General features: G+C 29.3%; 17 protein-coding genes. 1 reads left to right on the plus strand and 16 read right to left on the minus strand.

All coding sequences use genetic code 11. The features are described 5' to 3' along the window. Positions 1-6: 6 nt before the first annotated feature. A complete protein-coding gene (locus A3M9_RS0105000; RefSeq protein ID WP_027308245.1) occupies positions 7-714 on the minus strand; it encodes a pseudouridine synthase in 708 nt (235 codons plus the stop codon). A gap of 164 nt (positions 715-878) precedes the next feature. Here A3M9_RS0105000 and A3M9_RS13220 point away from each other — a divergent pair, with 164 nt between their 5' ends. After that, positions 879-1436 (plus strand): PolC-type DNA polymerase III, encoded by a 558-nt coding sequence (locus A3M9_RS13220; protein WP_051350605.1) that lies wholly within the window; start codon positions 879-881, stop codon positions 1434-1436. Here the strand turns inward: A3M9_RS13220 and A3M9_RS0105010 are convergent. The 15 genes from A3M9_RS0105010 to spoIIM form a co-directional block, all read right to left on the minus strand. Further along, complete coding sequence (locus A3M9_RS0105010; RefSeq protein ID WP_027308246.1) at positions 1433-2710, minus strand: FAD-dependent oxidoreductase; 1278 nt, start codon at positions 2708-2710, stop codon at positions 1433-1435. The genes A3M9_RS13220 and A3M9_RS0105010 overlap by 4 nt on opposite strands. Beyond that, positions 2707-3696: a sulfide/dihydroorotate dehydrogenase-like FAD/NAD-binding protein gene (locus A3M9_RS0105015; RefSeq protein ID WP_035165891.1), complete on the minus strand. Its 990-nt coding sequence runs from the start codon at positions 3694-3696 to the stop codon at positions 2707-2709. The genes A3M9_RS0105010 and A3M9_RS0105015 overlap by 4 nt, the downstream gene beginning before the upstream one ends. An 87-nt stretch (positions 3697-3783) precedes the next feature. Then, positions 3784-4917: a D-alanyl-D-alanine carboxypeptidase family protein gene (locus A3M9_RS0105020; protein WP_027308248.1), complete on the minus strand. Its 1134-nt coding sequence runs from the start codon at positions 4915-4917 to the stop codon at positions 3784-3786. A gap of 38 nt (positions 4918-4955) precedes the next feature. Next, positions 4956-5366, minus strand: coding sequence for a GerW family sporulation protein (ytfJ, locus tag A3M9_RS0105025; protein WP_027308249.1), 411 nt, complete (start codon positions 5364-5366; stop codon positions 4956-4958). After that, positions 5320-5883 (minus strand): hypothetical protein, encoded by a 564-nt coding sequence (locus A3M9_RS0105030; protein WP_027308250.1) that lies wholly within the window; start codon positions 5881-5883, stop codon positions 5320-5322. Before A3M9_RS0105030 ends, ytfJ begins: the two co-directional genes overlap by 47 nt. A gap of 46 nt (positions 5884-5929) precedes the next feature. Continuing rightward, a complete protein-coding gene (gene scpB, locus A3M9_RS0105035) occupies positions 5930-6502 on the minus strand; it encodes an SMC-Scp complex subunit ScpB (RefSeq protein WP_051350606.1) in 573 nt (190 codons plus the stop codon). Continuing rightward, complete coding sequence (locus A3M9_RS0105040) at positions 6481-7233, minus strand: segregation/condensation protein A (RefSeq protein ID WP_027308252.1); 753 nt, start codon at positions 7231-7233, stop codon at positions 6481-6483. Before A3M9_RS0105040 ends, scpB begins: the two co-directional genes overlap by 22 nt. An 11-nt stretch (positions 7234-7244) precedes the next feature. Continuing rightward, positions 7245-7865 carry a site-2 protease family protein gene (locus A3M9_RS0105045; RefSeq protein ID WP_027308253.1) on the minus strand — a complete coding sequence of 207 codons (621 nt, stop codon included), beginning with the start codon at positions 7863-7865 and terminating at the stop codon, positions 7245-7247. Further along, complete coding sequence (locus tag A3M9_RS0105050; RefSeq protein WP_027308254.1) at positions 7858-8958, minus strand: CCA tRNA nucleotidyltransferase; 1101 nt, start codon at positions 8956-8958, stop codon at positions 7858-7860. The genes A3M9_RS0105045 and A3M9_RS0105050 overlap by 8 nt, the downstream gene beginning before the upstream one ends. A 377-nt stretch (positions 8959-9335) precedes the next feature. Continuing rightward, positions 9336-10493: a D-alanyl-D-alanine carboxypeptidase family protein gene (locus tag A3M9_RS0105055; protein ID WP_027308255.1), complete on the minus strand. Its 1158-nt coding sequence runs from the start codon at positions 10491-10493 to the stop codon at positions 9336-9338. 127 nt (positions 10494-10620) lie between these two features. After that, positions 10621-11946 carry a pyrimidine-nucleoside phosphorylase gene (locus A3M9_RS0105060; RefSeq protein WP_027308256.1) on the minus strand — a complete coding sequence of 442 codons (1326 nt, stop codon included), beginning with the start codon at positions 11944-11946 and terminating at the stop codon, positions 10621-10623. A 13-nt stretch (positions 11947-11959) separates the two neighbouring features. Continuing rightward, positions 11960-12778, minus strand: a complete 819-nt coding sequence (locus tag A3M9_RS0105065; protein ID WP_027308257.1) for a purine-nucleoside phosphorylase — start codon at positions 12776-12778, stop codon at positions 11960-11962. Positions 12779-12794: 16 nt separating this feature from the next. Then, a complete protein-coding gene (locus A3M9_RS0105070) occupies positions 12795-13967 on the minus strand; it encodes a phosphopentomutase (RefSeq protein ID WP_027308258.1) in 1173 nt (390 codons plus the stop codon). 171 nt (positions 13968-14138) lie between these two features. Then, positions 14139-15017, minus strand: coding sequence for a site-specific tyrosine recombinase XerD (xerD, locus tag A3M9_RS0105075; protein ID WP_027308259.1), 879 nt, complete (start codon positions 15015-15017; stop codon positions 14139-14141). A gap of 283 nt (positions 15018-15300) precedes the next feature. Next, complete coding sequence (gene spoIIM, locus A3M9_RS0105085; protein ID WP_027308261.1) at positions 15301-15945, minus strand: stage II sporulation protein M; 645 nt, start codon at positions 15943-15945, stop codon at positions 15301-15303. Positions 15946-15977 lie beyond the last annotated feature (32 nt).

A 15977-nucleotide genomic window follows, 5' to 3' on the forward strand; every position in this document is an offset into this window, starting at 1 on the left:
CCCTCACTATAATGATTTTAAATATTCTATTTCATCACTATTTAAATATCTCCATTCACCCTCTTTTAAATTTCCTAATTCTAAACTACCAATTCTAACCCTCTTTAACTTCAATACCTTATGTCCTATGGCACTACACATTTTTCTAACCTGTCTATTTCTACCCTCGTGTATTATTACTTCAACAATACTTGTTTTATCCCTTATCTTTAGTAATTTAATTTTTGCTGGTGCAGTTATATAATCCTCTATCTTTAATCCCCTTTTAAATCTTTCCATCTCTTCCCTTGTTGGTACTCCTTCAACTTCTGCTATATATACCTTGTCTATCTCCTTTGAAGGATGCATTAATTTGTTTGCAACTTCACCATCATTAGTTAATATAAGTAGTCCAGATGTGTCATAATCTAATCTACCTACTGGAAATATTCTTTCTTTTACATCAACTAAATCTACTACTGTTTTTCTACCAAATTGGTCTTTAGCTGATGTTATGTAACCAGTTGGTTTATTCAGCATAATATAAACTTTATTTTCTTCTGGCTTTACTACTTTACCATTTACTTCTATAACATCAAATTCAGTATCTACAGTTACAATTTCTTTTATTACTTTACCGTTGACCTTTACTTTACCTTGTAATACTAATTCCTCAGCCTTCCTTCTTGAAGCTATACCACATCTTGCTATATACTTTTGAATTCTCTCCTTCATCTTTACACTCCCTTCTTGTTATTAATTATAATAATAAAAGATGTTTAAAACAACATAGTAGCCATAAATAACTAATTACATATTTATTTACATAATAAAATATCTATTATTTACTTCCTAAAAATGTTATAATATCTTGTAATCTTTTAAAAGGAGCTGAAAAAATGTCAATAAAAAAAATAATTTATTCTGAAAAAGTATACAAATCTTTTGTAGCATTGGATTTAGAAACAACTGGACTTCATCCAGAAAGTGATAAAATAGTAGAAATAGCAGCAATAAAATATGATAATTATAATATAATTGATTCCTTTCATACACTAATTAATCCTAAAATAGAAATACCAAGTTATATAACTTCAATTAATGGTATTTCTAATGATATGGTCAAAACAAAACCTACTATAGATCAAGTATTTCCTAAATTTATAAAATTTATTGAAGATCTACCCATAGTTGCACATAATGCAGGTTTTGATGGTAAATTCATTAAATATTCTTCTTTTTACTTGTATAATAAAGATATTATAAATAATATTTTTATAGATACTGTAAAAATAGCAAAAAAAATATACCCACAACTTCCAAATCATAAATTAGAAACAATAAAAAACTTCTATGGGTTAAATTTGAAAAGCCATAGAGCATACGATGATACATTAGTTGCTGCAAACATATATATGGATTATTGCAAAAGACAAAGGGGCATCATTTGCCCCTAAATAAGCTTTTCTTTAAATATTCCATCAATCATTAGCTTACTTACCTTTTGTTTTATTTCTTCAACATCTGTTATATATAATCCTAAACTCTTCATTCTTTCAAAATATTCCGAACCTGCAAAAGTATATCTTTTAGTAAGTCCTTTTTTATTTTTCTTACCTTCGTTTTCATATTTAATTATATCTCCAACTGCTAATGATGATGGTAATTCTATGCATTTCAATCCAAGTACACTTCTTACAGCATTATATCCTGCTAAGGTTCCTGTTACTATTGCTTCTGTGTGTCCCACAAATAACCCACTCTTTTCTCCACCAACAAAAAGGTTATCAAGTCCTACTACCTTCATTGTATTATCCCTTGGTGCCATTGATAGATATCTTATAGAGTTTGCTCTTCCTCCTGCATACGGGTCAATAAATCTTACATTTTCAAAACCCTTTAACTTTCTTAAATTTTCCAACGGATAATAACTCGTCATAAGCTTTGCGTGTCCAGTATCCAATAAAATAACCTTTTCTGCGAATTCTTTAAGAGCATATTGCTGACATACCTTCATTTTCAATTTTTCTGGATGTATATCCTCCTTTGGTACATCTGTAATATATACACCTTTAGCATCTAATTCTGATCTTATTTCCTCTGATAGAGAATTTTTATCAAGTTTGCAAGAACCACTCATTGCTCCAAAGATACCATCATCTCTCATTGCAAGTATATCTTCTACTCCTGCTCTTTGACTTAAACTAACTCTTGGCCCATATGCTGGGCATCTTAATATACACATAGAACATCCTTTGCCATATCTTATACAGTTACCCATAGGGCCTGTTGAACCTGTTGTTTCAATATATACATCTCCTTCAATACTCTGCCCATCCTGAAGATAAATTGCGTTGATATGATTCTTTTCAACATCTACATCCACTGCTCTTGTTTCAAATTTTATTTCGATACCTGAACTTAAAAGATATCGTCTTATATTTGCCTCTATAATCGTTACATCATATAAATCTGCGTGTTTATGTCCTGGAAAATCTATATTTTTATGTCTTGTGCACCTCTCAATTATTTTAAACAAATCATCTGCTCCTAAAGCAATTAGTTCTTCTGCAGCAGTAAATCTTCCATTGTTTCTCATTATTCCACCAACATTACCTAACCCTAAAAGCATATCAGTTCTTTCTATTAAAATAACATCTGCTCCACATTTTTTTGCTTGTAACGCAGCAGCACAGCCGGCCCAACCACCACCAACTACAACAACCCTCATTTATTACCATCCTCCATTAAATAATATTCAATCGGATTGTATTGTTGCTTGCAGGAACGTATATACTTTTCTGATAATTTTATTTGACAACTTCCACATACACCTTCTCCACAGCACATAATATGGTTATTAACACTGGCAAAATATATTTTATTATTTAATTTATATATATAATTAATTAGTAATCTATTAAAATCATCATCTCCAGCAACTAATATCACTGGTATCTTATTTGAGCTTAAAATTTTATCAATTTTATCTATAAAATCATCTGTTAAATAATTTGTTTTATAGTTGACAATATTTAAATTTTCAACATTTGCTCCATACTTTTTATAATACGAAGTACACGCATTCTCTTGGCTTCTTCCCTTATCAAGTAGAGCAAATATATTGTTATCATATAGTTTTAGTCTTCTTGTAGCTAGTACACCTGGAGACGCTGCAACTCCACGACCTAAAATCAATACATTTGTATTTTTTAGATTTCTTAAAAATCTTTGTCCCTGTATTCCATTCCAATATGGTCCCTTTATCATAATATTTTCACTACACTCTGCTATATCCTTAGTCTTTACCCCGTGTACTTTTATTAGCATAGTTATAGTAGATTTTTCATAATCAACATCCATAATTGAAATAGGAGTGCCAAAATAATCTGGATTTTGAGGTTTCTTAATAAAAACAAATGCTCCAAAATTGTCCAACTCTCTAACCAAATAATTTGTGACTTTTACTTCAAACAAATATAAATCATCTCTTATTTTTTTAACAGATACTATATTGTATTTTTTATATTCTCTATTTTTTTTGGCTTTGTTCCCATTGTTAATTAGTTCTTGATATATGCAAGTTCCTTTCCAATATAAACAATCACAGAAAATCTTGTTTTGAAGTTGGCTACAGATTATACATTCTCCCTTTTCTGCTAAATGGCAAGGACAAAAATCAGAGCCTGCGTCTATGCACTCAACAAATCTATACACCAAAACCCCCCCTTCTTTTATAGATTATTCAGTTTATAAAAAATTGTTACAAAAAGGCTACCTAAATATAGGTAGCCCCGCATATAATTATTTAATTGTTATACTTTTAAAGGTATCAGTTATTGTATTTATTAAATTTTTCCTGTCAACATCTCTATCACTAACTACAGGATATTTAGCAATTATATTTCCGTCATAATAGATAACTAAATTACCTAAAACATCACCCTTTTTTATAGGTGAGAAGATTACAGAAGGAACAAATGCCTCTGTTCTAATATATTGGGCCTCTTCGGATTTTATCGGAATAAAAACATCATTTTCGGTTAAGGATATTATATATCTTGATTTTCCTCCAAATACTCTTAGACTTTTTATTTCATCACCTTTATTATAAAGCTTTATAAATTTATAATTTTCTTTTGCATATTTCACAAGTTCCTCTGCATCCTTCCATCTATCGGAACTATTTAAAACAACACAAATATATCTACCATAATCGTGCCTCACTGATGCAACTAAACATTTCCCCGCACCACCTGTATAACCTGTCTTAACTCCATCGGCATTTTCAACTCTATATAAGAATTTATTTATATTAGAGTAACTTCTATTAAATTTACCACTAATACCTGAAGATATCTCTTTTGTTGAAACTATTTTATTAAAAATTTCATTTTTCATAGCATACGCTGTAATTTTAGCTAAATCTTCAGCCGTTGTATAATGGCCATCAGCGTCAAGTCCATGAGGTGTTTTAAAGGATGTATTAAATGCACCAATTTCAATTGCCTTTTCATTCATCATCTTTAAAAAATTATCTACATTTCCACCTATGTGTTCTGCTATAGCAATAGCTGCATCATTACCTGAACGCAACATCAATCCATATAATAACTCTTCTAACGAAATTTTTTCACCAGCAATAAGCCCAACATTTGAACCTCCTATTGAAGCTGCTTTTTTACTTATTATTACCTTATCATTTAAATTACCCTTTTCTAATGCAACTATAGTAGTCATTATTTTTGTTGTACTTGCCATAGGAAGTCTTATATCACTGTTTTTACTGTATAAAATTCTACCTGAATTCTGATCTATTACAACAGCAGCATAGGAATTTAATGTTATTTTTTTACTTGTAGGAACTGAATGCATTTTTAAACTTGACGAGAGTATAAAAATCAGTATTAATAATAATATGTTTAAGTATCTTTTCATTTTGAACACTCCTATATAAGAGTAATTGTTAATTACTCTTATGATGGATTAAAATTTTCATCTTCCTTATTTTCTTTTTTCTTTTTAAAATTTTTTATTAAATCCTTTAAAAGTTCAGGAACGTTGTCAAGTAATCTCTCAACATAGTTCATTTCAGTTGCAGGTAATAGTCTAACATCTTCACCAACAACTAAAAATGCAATTGGTTGTACTGAAACTCCCGCTCCACTTCCTCCTCCAAATGGATATGAAGAATTATTTTTGTCTGAGTCTGATTGCTTAAATTCACTTCCACCCGATACAAATCCCATTGATACTTTAGAAATTGGTATAATAACTTTTCCATCCTTTGTCTCAACAGGTTCACCAACAATTGTGTTAACATCAATCATTTTTTTTAAATTATCCATTGTAGTTCTCATTAATCCTTCTATTGGATGCTCTGCCATATAAAACACCACCCTTGTAAATTTTTATTAAGATTAAAAAAGATTTTATTAAAAATATTATTATTATCATTAAATTTAAACTTATAAATATTGTAAACTCAAGTTTTGGTTTTGTTGAATTAAAATCACAATAAATACTTCCATTATGATTAAACTTATAATTAATTGATAAATATGTAAATAAAACAGGTAAAACGGAATTTAAAACTCCAAAAATCATTGCAGTATAAAATGCATCACTACTTGAAACTTTTATATTATATCTTAATCTTAATTTTATTCTTTTTATAAGATAATTTATATTTTTAACTGTTGGTTTAATGTAAGGAAAAATAAGTCTATAATCAAACTTTATTTTAGTTTTTTGTTTTACTCTATTAGTTTTCTTTTTTTTAGTTAAATTTATTACTTTAAAATTGTAAATTTTAATATAAAACCTTTTTTCATCATAAATTATTGATATATTTATAGGAATAAACAGTATTAATATAAAAATTAACAATATAACATATATCATAATAAACCACCTAAATTAAAAAAATGAGGAAGAATAATCTATTATATTATTCTTCCTCATTTTCCAATTTTAATTCAATCAGCTCAGGTAATTCATTAATATTTTTAAACCCAAAATACTTTAAAAACTCATCTGTTGTACAATAAAGTATTGGTCTACCTGTTGTATCAAGCCTTCCACTCTCTTTGATAAGTCCCCTTTCAAGAAGAGTGCTTATTGCCCTATCACTTCTTACACCTCTAATTTCATCTATTTCTACCTTAGTTATTGGCTGTTTATATGCAATTATTGCTAATGTTTCTATTGCTGCTTGTGATAAATTTTGCTTAGATTCTGGCTTTAAAATCTTCTTAATATATGTTGAATACTCAGGTTTTGTTGCCAATTGAATTTTATTATTGTATTCAATTAACATTAACCCTCTATTATCTTTTTCATAATCTAAAGATAAATCCTTTAATATGCTTTTTAACTCTTTTAAGTCAATATCAATAATTGAAGATAACTCTTTAATTTCAACTCCATCTCCAACTGCAAAGAGGATTGACTCAATAATACCCTTTATTCTTTCAGTATTCTCAGATAGTCCAAATTCCTTTAAAAAATCTGATTCTGCCATTCTTCCTCCTGCCCTTCTATATATATATCTTCAAAATTTCCACTTTGATATACTCTTATTTTTTTTATTTTTATAAGTTCAAGCATAGCAAGAAATGTTACAATAAGTTCAAGTTTACATTTTGCTTCCTCAAAAAAACGCGTAAACCTAATTCTTTTATAGACTTCAACTAATCCTATAATATAATTCATCTTATCCTCAATTCTATATTCATCATGGCTTATATTTTCATCTATCAGATTTTTTTTATTTGTTCTTCTTTCATATGCTTCAATTACTTTTTTAAATGCAAACATTAAATTTTCTAAGGTTATATTTTTGAAAAATACATCCTTACTCTCAATATCATCAATTATTTCTGGTGGCTTAAAATAAATTGAACTTTGTTCCTCAATCATTTTTAACTGTTCTGCAAACTCTTTATATTTTTTATACTCTATAAGTTTTTCAACTATCTCTTTTCTTGGATCCTCTTCAACCTGTTCATCCTCCTGTGATTTCTTTCTTGGTAGGAGCATCTTTGACTTAATCTCAAGTAATGTTGCTGCCATCACTAAAAATTCACTCGCTATATCTAAATTTAGCTCCTCCATTGTCTTTAAATATTGAATATACTGCTCTGTTATTTCTGCTATAGGTATATCGTATATATCTACCTCTGCCTTTTTAATAAGATGTAATAGTAGATCTAATGGCCCTTCAAATACTTCTATTTTAATATTTATTGACATTTAACCTCACCTTAAATTAAAATTTCTGCTAATCTTATTAGTAAAATACCTAATTTCTGATTCATAAATACTAATAGATTCCTAAACGGAGTAAACCAAAGCAACATAAGCAATACAACTGTTGAATACCTCTCCATAGAATAGATATAGTAGGCTACCTTACCCCTAAATAATTCTGCAAATATCTTTGATCCATCTAAAGGTGGAATTGGTAGGATATTAAAAACAGCAAGTCCTGTATTTATAAAAAATAATATTTTTAAAAATTCAGCAACTCCAAGTGTCTCCTGTGTAAAATTCACTTTAAATAAAATCACAATAGAAAAAAATGCAAGAATTATATTTGATAATGGTCCCGCCAAAGATGTTATTATTATACCTATTCTTTTATTTTTAAAGTTGTAAGGATTAACAGGTACAGGTTTTGCCCATCCAAAGCGAACTATTAAAAGTGCAATCAAACCTGCTATATCTATATGTGAAAAAGGATTTAAAGTTAACCTATCATATGCCTTTGGTGTGTCATCCCCAAGCAAAGTAGCTGCTAAAGCGTGTGAATACTCGTGAATAGTTAATGATACAATAACAGCTATACTTACAAATATTAATTCACTTAAAGAACGATTAAACATTTTTACCTCCTAAATCAATTAAATGTTGTACTGTAGCATTTACAATATAATCACTTCTATCCCTTGGATTTACATTTAATATCTTATCATTGTCTATCTTATAATTTATATTTTTTGCAAAGTTATCAATTCTTTTATCCCTAAAGCAATTTAAGAGTAATGCACTATTAAATTGCTTTTTATTTAATACTAAATATCTATATACATCATAATCATCATACTTTAGAATACCATTTAATTCTCTTAATTTCAAACATTTTTGAATGAAATTTTTTGATAAACTCAGTCTATTTTTTATTATCTCTAATGTCTCTTCATTATTTTTAAAGAATAAACATATATATTTTTCTTCAGATTCAAGTAGTTTAAAATTACCTATAGGTATGTTTATATCAATTGAGGAGTTGAAATACTCATTAAAAAAATCAAAATAAATAAATAGCGTAATAACAACTTTATAATCATCTATTTTTAGTAAATCATCAATCTCCCTTCTGATTCTACTTATAGGTAGGTAATCAAAATATTTATTTTCTACACAATCTCTCATTAAATCGTATGTATAATTACAAAAATTGAAATTTAATCTACTTGCATATTTTATTCCTCTAAAAAAACGAGTTGGATCATCTCTAAAGCTTTTTGAATGTAATACTACAATTTTTTTATTTTTTATATCATTTATCCCGTTAAAATAATCAATAAATTTATCATTCAAAATATCATAGGCAATTGTATTTATAGTAAAATCCCTTCTTTTTAAATCTTCATATAATGTACCTTCTTTTACCAATGGAGTTGAAGCTATTCCATCATATGTTTCCTGCCTTGCCATTACAAAATCAATGTCCTCTCCATCTATAATAAACTTTGCGGTGCAGTAATGTTTATTATAGATAAATTCACAATTTAATTTTTTGGAAATACTTTGACTTATTTCTAAATGTTTTTTTCTATCTACCTGTGCTACGAAATCATAATCAATTGGATCTATACCAATTATTAAATCTCTAACAGCACCTCCAACTAAATAGAACTTTATTTTATATTCTTTTAATATTTCTATAATTTTTCTTACTACATTATCATACATTTATACCACCCACCTTAAATAGTATAACATAAAAAATATATTTAAACAAAAAGGAGTTGATAATTCAACTCCTCCTGGCTGTTGAAAAAGTTATATATTGATTAGCCCCATGAAGGATTTCTTGGACATCGATTCATTTCGCTAAGCAATTCTAAGCTTTTCTTTGTTTGAAAAAGTCCTACCCTCGCGATGCCATCGTCCTGATGGCCGCTCGGCTCGGCACGTCCTGTGCCGAATTACGGACTTTTTCAAAGCCGAAAAGCAATAATTGCTAAAGCTCATGAAAGAGCCTATTGAAATCCTTTCATGGGGCTTTTCTATACTTTAGCTTACAAGTGGATTTGTCAACAATCTGAAGGAGTTGATAATTCAACTCCTCAATTAGCGTTTAAGAAACTCTTAAATACTCTATTTAGAGTATCTATAAACTTCATCTTTTCTATCTTACGATCTACTATAGCTTCTACTTGACCATAAACATTATCACCATCTACCGCCTTTATTACACCAACTGTCTCACCTTTATTAATTGGTAATTTTAAATCCTTAAAAATTTCTATTTTCTTTTGAATATTCGGTTTATTACCCTTTTCAACAACAACATTCAAGTTATCCTTTGCAACAACCTTTACACTTTCAGGCTTTGCTTTAGGAATACTAACTTCACCTACCACTTCACCCTTTTTAACTACATCAAAACTATCATATTTTGCAAATCCGACATCAAGCAATTGTGCTGCCATTGCATTTCTTTCTTTTGCACTTGGAGCCCCCATAATAACAGATATTAGTCTAACGTTTCCTCTTTTAGCTGTTGCTGAAATACAATACATAGCTTCCTTTGTATAGCCTGTTTTTAATCCGTCACAACCTTTATATGCCTTTAACATCTTATTCCTATTTACAAGTGTAAAAGGTGTTTTTCTGCCTTCAGTTATTGTCTCCATCCAAATAGTTGTATAATCTAATATCTTGGAATGCTTTAATAATTCCCTTGACATAATTGCTATATCATAGGCTGATGTATAGTGATTAGGATCATAAAAACCATAGCTGTTAACAAAATGTGTATCATTCATTCCTAATGCTTTTGCCCTTTCGTTCATCTTTTTTACAAATTCTTCTTCTGTTCCACATAAAAATTCTGCTAAAGCAACACAAGCATCATTAGCTGATTCTACTGCTGCTCCCTTTAAAAGTTCCTCAACAGTTCTAACTTCGCCAGTCTCAAGATACATAGTACTACCACCTAATCTTTTAGCATTTTCGCTAACAACAACTTTATCAGATAGCTTTATTTTACCACTATCTATAGCTTCCATAACAAGAAGCATAGTCATTATTTTAGTAACACTTGCAGGTGCAAGTTTTTCGTGGGATTTGTATTCATACAGTATCTTACCTGTTGTAAATTCTACTAATATTGCTGACCTACAGTTCAAATTTGGTTCAACCTTTACTTCCGCCTTTGCTTGATATGTAAACATAAAAACAAGTAGTATAGTAAGGAAAATTACGTTTAATCTTTTATTCATTTTTATTTCCCTCCCTAAAGATTTTTATTTATTGTTAGTTTTCCCTGTTTTTCAAAATGTATTAATAAAAACAAATAACAAAAAAGAAAAGCGGCATTAACTAATTTAAGTTAATGCCGCTTAAAAATTAAAATCTCTTTATTCCATCCTTTGTAACAATACCAAAAATCAATGGTCTTTCTTCTAATTTTTGTTCCTCTATATGATACGCCTCTAATAATTTTTGTTCTGATATCTTTGCTTTATTTAAATCATTAGCATATAGATATGCTATTACATCTCCTTTTTTTACATAGCTTCCAACCTTTTCTTTGATTATTATACCAACTGCAGGATCTATTGGACTCTCCTTAGTCTCTCTACCTGCACCTAATATTAATGCAGATATACCTATTTGGTCAGCTATAATTTTTGTAATATAACCTTCTCTATCTGCCTTAACTTCTATAATATGTTGTGCCTTTGGTAAAAGTTCTAAATCTTCAATTACTGAAACATCTCCACCCTGTGCCTTTACAAACTCCTTAAACTTTTCGTAAGCAGATCCTGATGTTATTGTTTCCTGTAACATTTTTCTTGCTTCCTCTTCAGTTTTTGCTTTACCTGCAAGAAGTAGCATTTGAGTTCCTAAAACAATACATAGTTCTAATAGATCTTCTGGTCCTTTTCCTTTAAGTGTTTCAACTGCCTCTTTCACTTCTAAAGCATTACCAACAGCATATCCTAATGGTTGGTCCATATCTGAAATAACTGCTATAGTATTTCTACCTACATTAGTACCTATATCCACCATTTCTTGAGCAAGTTCAAAGGAATCGTCTAATGTTTTCATAAATGCACCAGTACCTGTTTTAACATCAAGAACAATCGCATCTGCACCTGCTGCTATCTTTTTACTCATTATACTTGATGCAATTAACGAAACATTATCAACAGTTGCAGTAACATCTCTTAGAGCATATAACTTTTTATCAGCTGGAGCTAAATCAGCTGTTTGTCCTCCAACTGCCATCTTAATTCTATTCACATTTTCTATGAATTGTTTTTTTGTCATTTCAACAGAGAAGCCCTTTATAGATTCTAGTTTATCTATTGTACCTCCTGTATGTCCTAAGCCTCTTCCTGACATTTTGGCAACTGGAACTCCACAGGCTGCCACCATTGGAGCAAGTACAAGAGTAGTCTTATCTCCAACACCACCTGTACTATGTTTATCTACTTTTATTCCTTGTATCTCTGACAAATCTATAGTTTCTCCTGAATTAACCATTGCCATTGTTAAGTCCGCAGTTTCTCTCTTCGTCATTTTATTAAAAAATATTGCCATTAATAGTGCAGAAACCTGATAATCTGGTATTTCTCCTTTTGTATACCCATCAACAAAAAAGTCTATTTCTTCTTTTGTCAATTCTTCGCCATTTCTCTTTTTAAGAATTATATCATACATTCTCATATGTATTCCCCCTTTACATTCTTGCCACAATTCCGCTTACTAAATTTTTAAATTTATCCTTAACTAAGTTGGATGTTTCAATAACTTCTTCGTGACTTAATGGAACTTCTAATATTCCTGCAGCCATATTTGTAATGCAGGAAATACCTAAAACCTTCATACCACTGTGATTAGCAACAATTACCTCTGGGACAGTTGACATACCAACTGCATCTCCACCTAAAATTCTAATCATTCTAATTTCTGCTGGTGTTTCATAGGATGGACCAGTCATCATAAAATAAACACCTTCTTTTAATTCTATTCCTAATTCCTTTGCCACATCCTTTGCAGTATTAATTAATTCTTTACAATAAGCATTTGACATATCTGGGAATCTTGGTCCAAATTCCTTTAAATTTGCTCCTATAAGAGGATTTGTACCTGAAAAGTTAATATGGTCATTTATTATCATTAAATCTCCAGGCTTAAAATTAGTATTAACACCACCAGCAGCATTAGTAACTATTAACTTTTCTACACCCAATAATTTTAAAACTCTTATTGGGAAAGTTACTGTATGCATATCATACCCTTCATAGAAATGGAATCTTCCCTGCATCATAATAACCTTATTATCGTTCAATTCACCATATATAAATTTTCCTGCATGACCTTCAACTGTTGATACTGGGAAGTTTGGTATTTCATTATAGTTTAATTCAACTCTATTTTTAACTTCATCAGCTAAACTACCAAGACCTGAACCTAATATAATCGCTACTTTAGGTTCTTCCTTTATCTTATCTTTAATATATTGACATGCTGCATTTAACTTCTCCATATAATTCATTGTATATGACCTCCTGTTATTTTAAGATTTCCTTTGCAAAGCTTTCTCCTGCAATATCAGTTTCTATATTTAATAATTCTGCAATTGTTTTACCAATATCAGCAAAGGACTTTCTTGTACCAATATTCACTCCCGGTTTAATATTTTTTCCATAAACGAAAATTGGTATGTACTCACGGGAGTGGTCAGTACTTGGTGTTGTTGGATCACATCCATGGTCAGCTGTTATAATAAGAATATCATCATCCTTTAAATTATTAATGATTTCTGGTATTCTTTCATCAAATTCCTTTAACGCTCTTGCATATCCTTCAACATCATTTCTATGTCCGTACACCATATCAAAATCAACTAAATTTGTAAATATTAACCCTCTTGTATTTTCCTTTAAATATTCAATTGTTTTATCTACTCCATCCATATTATTTTTTGTATGTACAGCCTTTGTAATACCATATCCTCCGAAAATATCTTCTATCTTACCAACAGCACAAACATCCATACCATTTTCTGCAATATAATTTAGCAATGTCTTTTTAAATGGCTTCATTGAAAAATCTCTTCTGTTTGGAGTTCTTTTATAGCTTCCACTTGTTCCCACAAATGGTCTTGCAATTACTCTACCAACTCCATGTTCGTCCTTTAGCATATCTCTTGCTATTTGGCACATTTTATAAAGCTCTTCTAATGGAATTATTTCTTCGTGTGCAGCAATTTGAAAAACACTATCTGCTGAAGTATAAACAATTGGATATCCCGTTCTTACGTGTTCATCTCCTAATTCTTCAATAATAGCTGTTCCCGATGCAGGTTTATTTCCTATGACTTTTCTACCTATTTTGTTTTCAAATTCCTCAATTAACTCTTTAGGAAATCCATTTGGATATGTTGGGAATGCCTTTTCTAAAATGAGTCCTGATATTTCCCAATGGCCTGTAGTTGTATCTTTACCCTTTGACATCTCAAGTGATCTACCATATGAACCAATTACATTATCTACTTTTTTATATTCATTTACCCCTTCTATATACCCCAAACCAAGTCTTTGCAGATTAGGAAGCTCAAAGTTTTTAATCTCCTTTGCTATATTACCAAGAGTATTGCTTCCTTGGTCATTATATTCGTGTGCATCTGGTAACTCCCCAATTCCTACACTATCAAGTACAATTAATGTAACCCTATTAACCATAAAATCACCTCTTGTTTTAATAATTTTCTTAATAATCTTGGGATTTTTATTATATCTTATTTTTTCAAAAAAGAAAAGACTTTAAACTATTAAGTTAACTAAATCTTTAAAAATTAAAAATAAAATTCTCTAAAAGATTGTTTTTTTATCTTTTAGAGAATTTTATATCGTTTATGCCCTTGGATGAGACTTCTTATAAACATCACTAATTTTGTTTTTTAATAATTCTGCATAGATTTGAGTAGTTGATATATCAGAATGTCCTAACATTTGCTGAACCGAACGTAAATCTGCTCCATTCTCTATTAAATGTGCTGCAAATGAATGTCTTAAGGTATGAGGGGTTATTTCTTTTTGTATATTTGCCAATTTGGCATAATACTTTATTACTTTCCAAAATCCTTGTCTTGTTAGCCTTTCTCCTCTATGATTCAAAAACAAAGCACACTCTTCTTCATTTTTTAAGAATGTATATCTATATTTTTCCACATAATTTGTTAATGCTTCTATTGCAAGCTTTCCTATTGGAACAATCCTTTCTTTTGAACCATTGCATTTTACATATCCTAAAAGCAAATTTACATCATCTATATTTAGATTTATTAATTCTGTTACCCTAATACCAGTTGCATACAAAATCTCAAGCATTGCCTTATCTCTTGCTCCTTTTGGTTCTCCTTCATTTGGCATTGCAAGAAGTGTTTCAACCTCATCAATAGTTAATATCTCAGGGAACTTTTTTTCAACCTTTGGAGCTTCGATATCAATTGTAGGATCTTGTTCGATTAATCCCTTAACTATATTTTGCTTATAGAAGGCACGAAGAGTTGCCAAACTTCTTAAAATGGATGATGTAGCTTTTCCTTCCTTTTGAAGGTATAATATATAAGCAATAATATTAGTTCTCTTTACTTTTCTATAATCTAAATTTTCATTTTTTAGATATTCTAAAAATTGTTGTAAATCTCTACTATAGCTTTCAATTGTATTTCGACTTAAAGATTTAGTTAATGCAATTTCATTAATAAAATCTTTAACTAATTCATTCATTTGCAGTACCCCTTTGTATATATATTATACTTATTTTATTCTACATTTTTTTATAAATTCCTTCATTTTATTATCGGAAAAAAGCCCTATTTATTAATAACCTTATTAAAAATATTTTACTTTCTTTTTTATCAAGATTATACATTACAAGTCTGGCATCGCCATCAGGCTTTAATTGTATAAAAGAACGAAACCCCTTTAATAGTATATAAATAAATAGCATCAATAAAAAAACAAAAATAAAATTATAAATTAATTTTTTAATCTTCTTCATAAAAATCACCTATTGTATGATAAGATACCCTGATAAACTTTTTAATATGAAGGGAACCACAAAGGATTCATATAAACTTCCAACCAACATTATCAAAAATAAAAATATAAAAACCAACGTAATATCAAGTAAGCCATTCTTTTGTTTTAAAAAACTACTCTTCTGTATATTTTTCTTATATATCCAAAAGCCGTGCTCTATTGCTATAGCAGATGCAACAATTAAACAAGGAATATATATTACATTCTGAGGAATAACTGTTATAAATAAAAACAGTAACCCTTTATATCCCATAGTTTGTAAGCAAAATGATATAGTAAAACCTAAAATAAAGCCTTTGAATGCATCAAAAATAAATATCAAAGGAACACCGATATATGTAATACATAAAATTAGTATAAGTAAAAGAGTTTGTCCATTATTTTTTAAAGATCTTATAAAAATAGAAGAAGTATCAACATTCTCATTACCTACTATTTGAAAAAAATTGTTTATATATACTAATACACTTTGCTTACTGTTTGTATCTAAACCCTTAGACATAAAAGCCCCTATAGATAATCCTATCGCAAAAAAAAGTGTTACAAAAAAATACAGTAAAAAATTTTCCTTTAAATGTTTAGAAAAAAAATTATTATTATTCATTGTTGGCATAATAATACACCTCCTCTTTAGTCTAATTTAAA

Origin of the sequence: Caloramator sp. ALD01, assembly GCF_000472625.1 — a bacterium.
GTDB lineage: Bacteria > Bacillota > Clostridia > Clostridiales > Caloramatoraceae > Thermobrachium > Thermobrachium proteoclasticum.

Coding starts and splice junctions, on each gene's coding strand:
- A3M9_RS0105000 (WP_027308245.1), bottom strand. CDS start 714: ATGAAGGAGAGAATTCAAAAGTATATAGCAAGATGTGGTATAGCTTCA.
- A3M9_RS13220 (WP_051350605.1), top strand. CDS start 879: ATGTCAATAAAAAAAATAATTTATTCTGAAAAAGTATACAAATCTTTT.
- A3M9_RS0105010 (WP_027308246.1), bottom strand. CDS start 2,710: ATGAGGGTTGTTGTAGTTGGTGGTGGTTGGGCCGGCTGTGCTGCTGCG.
- A3M9_RS0105020 (WP_027308248.1), bottom strand. CDS start 4,917: ATGAAAAGATACTTAAACATATTATTATTAATACTGATTTTTATACTC.
- ytfJ (WP_027308249.1), bottom strand. CDS start 5,366: ATGGCAGAGCATCCAATAGAAGGATTAATGAGAACTACAATGGATAAT.
- A3M9_RS0105030 (WP_027308250.1), bottom strand. CDS start 5,883: ATGATATATGTTATATTGTTAATTTTTATATTAATACTGTTTATTCCT.
- scpB (WP_051350606.1), bottom strand. CDS start 6,502: ATGGCAGAATCAGATTTTTTAAAGGAATTTGGACTATCTGAGAATACT.
- A3M9_RS0105040 (WP_027308252.1), bottom strand. CDS start 7,233: ATGTCAATAAATATTAAAATAGAAGTATTTGAAGGGCCATTAGATCTA.
- A3M9_RS0105045 (WP_027308253.1), bottom strand. CDS start 7,865: ATGTTTAATCGTTCTTTAAGTGAATTAATATTTGTAAGTATAGCTGTT.
- A3M9_RS0105050 (WP_027308254.1), bottom strand. CDS start 8,958: ATGTATGATAATGTAGTAAGAAAAATTATAGAAATATTAAAAGAATAT.
- A3M9_RS0105055 (WP_027308255.1), bottom strand. CDS start 10,493: ATGAATAAAAGATTAAACGTAATTTTCCTTACTATACTACTTGTTTTT.
- A3M9_RS0105060 (WP_027308256.1), bottom strand. CDS start 11,946: ATGAGAATGTATGATATAATTCTTAAAAAGAGAAATGGCGAAGAATTG.
- A3M9_RS0105065 (WP_027308257.1), bottom strand. CDS start 12,778: ATGAATTATATGGAGAAGTTAAATGCAGCATGTCAATATATTAAAGAT.
- A3M9_RS0105070 (WP_027308258.1), bottom strand. CDS start 13,967: ATGGTTAATAGGGTTACATTAATTGTACTTGATAGTGTAGGAATTGGG.
- xerD (WP_027308259.1), bottom strand. CDS start 15,017: ATGAATGAATTAGTTAAAGATTTTATTAATGAAATTGCATTAACTAAA.
- spoIIM (WP_027308261.1), bottom strand. CDS start 15,945: ATGCCAACAATGAATAATAATAATTTTTTTTCTAAACATTTAAAGGAA.